The sequence below is a fragment of the Planosporangium mesophilum genome, assembly GCF_016863255.1.
Classification (GTDB): domain Bacteria; phylum Actinomycetota; class Actinomycetes; order Mycobacteriales; family Micromonosporaceae; genus Planosporangium; species Planosporangium mesophilum.
Genome location: NZ_BOON01000075.1, coordinates 22,052 through 28,051 on the forward strand (window position 1 = coordinate 22,052; position 6,000 = coordinate 28,051).

A 6,000-nucleotide genomic window follows, 5' to 3' on the forward strand; every position below is an offset into this window, starting at 1 on the left:
AGAAAATTTTGCCAGGGGCGTTTCTCCGCGGCGAGGAGGATGGCCATGGCGGTCGAGGTGCGGGCAGAAGGCGGTCTTCAACCGGAATCGGGTGTGACCCCCCGATGACCAGCACGATCAACTACGACGAGAAGATCCCGAACAACGTCGGCCTCTCGTCCGACCGCCGCCTGCAGCGCGCGCTCGAGGGTTGGCAGCCGAAGTTCATGAACTGGTGGTCGGAGATGGGTCCGACCCTGGAGGCGCACGACGTCTACCTGCGGACCGCGGTGGCCGTGGGCCGCGCGGGCTGGGCGCACTTCGACCACGTCAAGCCGGACGAGTACCGGTGGGGCATCTTCCTCGCCGAGCGCGACTCCGACCGGCGCATCGCCTTCGGCGAGCACAAGGGCGAGCCGGTGTGGCAGCAGGTGCCCGGCGAGTACCGGGCCGACCTGCAGCGGCTCATCGTGATCCAGGGCGACACCGAGCCGGCCTCGGTCGAGCAGCAGCGGCACCTGGGCCTGACCGCCCCGAGCCTGTACGACCTGCGCAATCTGTTCCAGGTCAACGTGGAGGAGGGCCGTCACCTGTGGGCGATGGTGTACCTGCTGCACGCGTACTTCGGCAAGGAGGGTCGCGAGCAGGCCGAGGACCTGCTGCTGCGCAACTCCGGCAACCCGGACTCGCCGCGCATCCTGGGCGCCTTCAACGAGGAGACCGCCGACTGGCTGGCCTTCTACATGTTCACCTACTTCACCGACCGGGACGGCAAGTACCAGCTCGGCACGCTGAAGGAGAGCGCCTTCGACCCACTGTCGCGGACCTGCGAGTTCATGCTCAAGGAGGAGGCGCACCACATGTTCGTCGGCACCACCGGCGTCGACCGGGTGGTGATGCGCTCGGCCCAGCTCATCCGCGAGCACGACACGCTGGAGATCGGCCCGCACGGCGGGGTGCCGCTGGACGTCATCCAGAAGTACATCAACTTCCACTACAGCGTGTCGCTGGACCTGTTCGGCAGCGAGACCTCCACCAACGCGGCCAACTACTACACCGCCGGCCTGAAGGGACGGTGGCAGGAGACCCGCCGCGACGACGACCACCGGCTCACCGAGGACAGCGCCTTCCTGGCCAGGCCGCGCGCCGACGGTACCTGGGTGACCGAGGAGCTGTCCGCGCTCGTCACGCTGAACCTGGACCTGCGCGGCGAGTACCTCGCCGACTGCCGTACCGGGGTGAGGCGGTGGAACCGGATCCTGGAGGAGGCGGGGATCTCGTACCGCTTCGCCCTGCCGCACCCGGGCTTCAACCGGTCCGTCGGCGTACACGGGGGGTTCGCCATCACCCCGGACGGCGAGATCATCGACGAGCGGGTCTGGCGTCACCTCGAGCACAAGTGGCTGCCCACGAGCTCCGACCTCGCCTTCGTACGGTCGCTCATGCAGCCGGTCCACGAGCCGGGCAAGATCGCGAGCTGGGTCGCTCCGCCGATCAACGGCATCAACGGCAAGCCGTTCGACTACGAGTACGTGCACCTGGCCTGAGGAGAGCACCCGATGCCGGACCGATTAAACGCAGCGGAGTACCTGGTCGATCGGCACGTACAGGAGGGGAACGGCGACCGGACGGCGGTCCTCACGCCACGCCGCGCCCTCACGTACGCGCAACTCGGCGACGAGATGCGCCGGGTCGCCGCCGGCCTTGCGTCCCTCGGGGTACGCCCGGAGGAGCGGGTCATGTTCTGCATGGCCGACGACGTGGAACTGCTCAGCGGCATCCTGGGCGCCATGTACCTCGGCGCCGTCCCGGTGCCGGTCTCCACCATGTGTACCGGCCCCGAACTTGCCACGGTGCTGGTTGACTCGCGGGCGCGGGTGCTCTGCGCCTCAGGCGAGTTCGCCGACGTGGTACGCACGGCGGTCGGGCTCGCGCCCGAAGTCACGACCGTGATCTTCGACGGTCAGGTCGGGTTCGACGAGCTGCCGGCGCACCGGTGGGACGAGGTCCGCGGCGAGCCGAGCCCGCTGCCCGCGTATCCGACCTGGCCCGACTCGCCGGCGCTGTGGCTGTACACCTCGGGCACGACCGGCCGCCCGAAGGCCGCGATGCATCGGCACGCCAGCATCCCCGCGGTGGCCACCTGCTACGGCAGCGGGGTGCTCGGCATGGGGCCGGGCGACCGGTGCCTGTCCGTGGCGAAGCTCTTCTTCGCGTACGGGCTGGGCAACTCGGCGTTCTTCCCGCTCGCCGCGGGCGCGACCACGGTACTGGAGCGGGCGCGCCCGACCCCCGAGGTGATGGCGGCGCGGGCGATCGCCGACCGGCCGACGCTGTTCTTCGGCGTGCCCACCTTCTACGCGGCGCTGCTCGCGAGCGACATCCCCGACGACAGCTTCGCCTCGGTACGCCAGGGTGTCTCGGCGGGGGAGGCGCTGCCCCCGGCGCTGTTCCGGCGCTTCCGGGAGCGGTTCGGGGTCGAGATCCTGGACGGCATCGGCTCGACCGAGGCGCTGCACATCTTCATCTCCAACCGACCGGGCCGCGCGGTCGCCGGTACCAGCGGCACCCCGGTGCCCGGCTACGACGTGGAGATCCGCGACGAGCGCGGCGGGGCCGTCACGGCCACGGGTACGCCTGGTGACCTGTACCTTCGGGGCCCGTCGACGGCGGTCGGCTACTGGTGCCGCACCGAGACGACGCGGGAGGTGTTCCACGGGGAGTGGATGCGCACCGGCGACACGTACCAGCGCAACGACGACGGTACCTACACCTGCCTGGGCCGCTCCAACGACATGCTGAAGGCCGGGGGCATCTGGGTGTCGCCGGTCGAGGTGGAGGAGCGGCTGCTGGAGCATCCGGGCGTCGCGCAGGTTGCGGTGGTCGCGGCCGTCGACGAGGTGGGCCTGGAGAAGCCGGTCGCCTGCGTGGTGCCGGTGCCCGGCCACGCAGTCGACTCCGACGCGCTGGTCGCGTGGTGCCGGGAGGGGCTGGCGAGGTACAAGCGACCGCGGGCGGTCGTGGTGATGGCCGAGCTACCCAAGACCGCCACCGGTAAGATCCGCCGGAACGTACTGCGCGAACAGGTCCGCGACGTACTGATCCCCGCGCCGTCGGAGTCGGTGGTCACCGGGTGATCGACGGCCAGGTCGTGCCGGCTGGACGAGGAGAGCGGAATGGACATCCAGGAGGCGATCGACGAGGCGGGCTTCGGTCGCTTCCAACGGAGACTGTTCCTGGTCTGCGGGGTGACCTGGGCGGCCGACGCCGCGGAGATTCTCCTGCTGTCCTTCGCCCTGCCCGGAATCGCGCGCGAATTCCACCTCACCCCGCCCGCCGCCGGTGTCGTGGTGACCTCCACCTTCGCCGGCATGCTGGTCGGAGCGTGGTTCTGGGGCGTGATGGCCGACCGGGTGGGCCGCCGCCTCGGCTTCCAGCTCACCATCGCGATGTTCGCCGTCTTCGGGGTGGCCTCCGCGTTCGCCCCGGACCCGGTGACGCTGGCGGTGCTGCGCGCGCTGACCGGCTTCGGGCTCGGCGGCGCGCTGCCGCTGGACTTCGCCGTGTTCACCGAGTACCTGCCCAGCCGGCAGCGGGGCCGCTGGCTGGTCCTGCTGGAGAGCTGGTGGGCGGTGGGCACCGCGGTCGCGGCGGCTCTCGCGGTGGTCATCATGCCGAACCTGGGCTGGCGATGGCTGCTGGCCACGTCGGCGCTCGCCGCCCTGCTCGTCCTGTGGGTGCGGCGCCAGGTGCCGGAGTCGGCCCGCTACCTGCTCAGCCGGGGACAGCCCGAACGGGCCCGTGAACTGATCGCTCAGGTGGCGGTGACCAACGGCCGCCCGCCTCTGGCGGAGGACCTCGACCCGCCGCCGGGCCAAGGTCGCACCGGACCGGCCGCCCTGCTGCGCGGCGGGCTGCGCCGCACCACGCTGATGCTGTGGGCCGTGTGGCTGCTCATCGCGTTCGGCTACTACGGGGTGTTCTCCTGGCTACCACAGATCTTCGCCCAGCGGTACGGCTTCCTGCGCAGCTACCAGTACACGTTCTTCCTGGTCCTGGCGCAGCTACCCGGATACCTGTCGGCGGCGTGGCTGGTGGAGCGGTGGGGCCGTAAGTCCGTCCTCGCCACCTATCTCGCCGCCAGCGGCGTCGCCACCTTCCTGTGGGCGATCGCCGACAACACCGCGATCGTGCTCACCGCCGCCGCCCTGATGAACTTCTTCACGCTCGGCGCGTGGGCGGCGCTGTACGCGTACACGCCGGAGAACTACCCGACCCAACTACGGGCGAGCGGCCTCGGCGCCGCCAGCGGGTTCGCGCGTCTCGGCGGTGTCCTGTCGCCCCTGATGGGTGGCGCCCTGTTGTCGGTCTCGCTGGTCGGCGCCTTGGGCGCGTTCGCCTTGGCCTTCGGCCTGGCCGCGATCGTGGTGGTCTGGCTCGCCACCGAGACGCGGGGGCGGGCCCTACGCGACACTCTCGCTGAGTTCGACCGGGCCGAGCCGACGCGTACCTGACCACAGGGCCGGGTCGGCCGTCGCGGGACTAGGTCGCGCCGGTCGGGGTAGTCCTCCGTGCCATCGGCCCACCATTCCGAGGTGACCAGGAGGCGCACATGGCCATTCAGAGTTCGCGGGACCTGTTCATCCAAGAACTGTCCGGCTGTTACGACTCCCAGAAGAAGACCGCCGAGTGGAAAGGTCAGCTGGTCAACCAGATCCGTGACACCAACCTGCAACAGCTCATCCGGACGGAGCAGCAGCAGGGGCAGCAGATGGTGCGCAACATGGAATCCTGCTTCGAGGCTCTGGGCGCCCAGCCGCAGGGCGTCCGCTGTCTGGCCACCGACGGGATGCTCACCGAGTACCAGAAGTTCATGGGTCAGAATCCGCCGCCCGATACGGCCGACATGGCCACGGTCAACCTCATGGTGAAGGCGGGCAACTACGAACGCGGGTGCTACACGAACCTGGTCGACATGGCGATGACGATGGGCGAGACGCGGTGCGCCCAGCTCCTGCAGACCAACCTGGTGATGATGGACGAGAGCAAAGGCAGGGTGGAACGGGCCAGCCACGACATGCGCCAGCGGGTCATGGCGACGGCCTAGCGGTCCGGACACCTCGTCGTCGTCGGGTGTCCAGGTGTTCGCGGGGGCCATGGCAGGTCCTCGGTGAACAGGTCACTCTCAGTACGTCCGCAAGTGGTCGTGCAGTGCGCGCGAGACCTGTGCCATGACCGCCTCGGCCGCCGGCTGGATCGCCGCCGGCACGCCGGACTCCGTGAGCGCGGCGACCGCGAACACCCCACCGTCCTCATGGCCCCGGCGCCGGCGCAGTCCGCTACGGAGTGCACCAGTCAGGGGAAAGCCGCCGACCAGCCACAACGGCGAGGTCGGGGGCTTTTCCATTAGCGCCGAAATCGGGGCGGGGCCGGGTTTGGGAGCCACGCTGGGAGCCACCGGGCCTCTCACCCGCCGAACAGGGCGCGGCTCATGGCCTCCGCAGCCGAGCGCCGGTCGCCCTCCATCAGGTGCCCGTACACGTCCTTGGTGATCGCGATCGAGGTGTGACCCAGCACCTCCGAGACGACATGCAGCGGTGTGCCCTGGGCGAGCACCAGCGATGCCCCGGAGTGACGCAGTTCGTGCGGGTGCCAGTGCCCGAGCCCGGCCTACCTGCGCGCGACTCGGCGGCTGCGGGACTGGTGACATCAGTTCAGCTTGCCGGCGGCGTGAAGAGCGTCCTGACGGGACGCAGGAGTAGGCAAACCAGCGCGGCGGTCAGCATGACAATTCCCCATGCCACTGGGGCCCGGCCATCACCGAACATGAAAGCGTCGAGGAAGTGCGCCGCTCCCGAGACCGGCAGCAGGCCAAAAGAGGCTACCCACCACAGACGGCTGCCCGCGTACAGGCGAATCGTTGCGGTGATCATTGCAGCACCGAGTCCTGCCAACGCCAACCCCGTACCAGCGGCCGTGAGCGTCCGGCCGGACGCAATATTCACCACAGCGGCGAACAGC

5 protein-coding genes and 1 pseudogene are annotated in these 6,000 nt (G+C 69.8%); 4 read left to right on the plus strand and 2 right to left on the minus strand.

Annotated features, from left to right (window positions below):
- Nucleotides 1–104: 104 nt before the first annotated feature.
- The 4 genes from boxB (at nucleotide 105) to Pme01_RS29720 (ending at nucleotide 5,086) form a co-directional block, all read left to right on the plus strand.
- Complete coding sequence (gene boxB / locus Pme01_RS29705) at nucleotides 105–1,526, plus strand: benzoyl-CoA 2,3-epoxidase subunit BoxB (RefSeq protein ID WP_168118322.1); 1,422 nt, start codon at nucleotides 105–107, stop codon at nucleotides 1,524–1,526.
- A gap of 12 nt (nucleotides 1,527–1,538) precedes the next feature.
- Entirely contained in the window at nucleotides 1,539–3,116 is a 1,578-nt protein-coding gene (locus Pme01_RS29710; protein WP_168118323.1) for a benzoate-CoA ligase family protein, read from the plus strand.
- Between the two features lie 39 nt (nucleotides 3,117–3,155).
- On the plus strand, nucleotides 3,156–4,493 hold the full coding sequence (locus Pme01_RS29715) for an MFS transporter (protein WP_168118324.1): 1,338 nt from the start codon (nucleotides 3,156–3,158) through the stop codon (nucleotides 4,491–4,493).
- 98 nt (nucleotides 4,494–4,591) lie between these two features.
- Nucleotides 4,592–5,086 (plus strand): YciE/YciF ferroxidase family protein, encoded by a 495-nt coding sequence (locus tag Pme01_RS29720; protein WP_168118325.1) that lies wholly within the window; start codon nucleotides 4,592–4,594, stop codon nucleotides 5,084–5,086.
- Between the two features lie 359 nt (nucleotides 5,087–5,445).
- Here Pme01_RS29720 and Pme01_RS29725 read toward each other — a convergent pair.
- Together Pme01_RS29725 and Pme01_RS29730 are read right to left on the minus strand one after the other, a co-directional pair.
- Nucleotides 5,446–5,634: pseudogene (locus Pme01_RS29725) on the minus strand (tyrosine-type recombinase/integrase); the annotation flags it as partial.
- A gap of 59 nt (nucleotides 5,635–5,693) precedes the next feature.
- The coding region (locus tag Pme01_RS29730; RefSeq protein ID WP_203935972.1) for a hypothetical protein at nucleotides 5,694–6,000 on the minus strand (307 nt) is incomplete at its 5' end.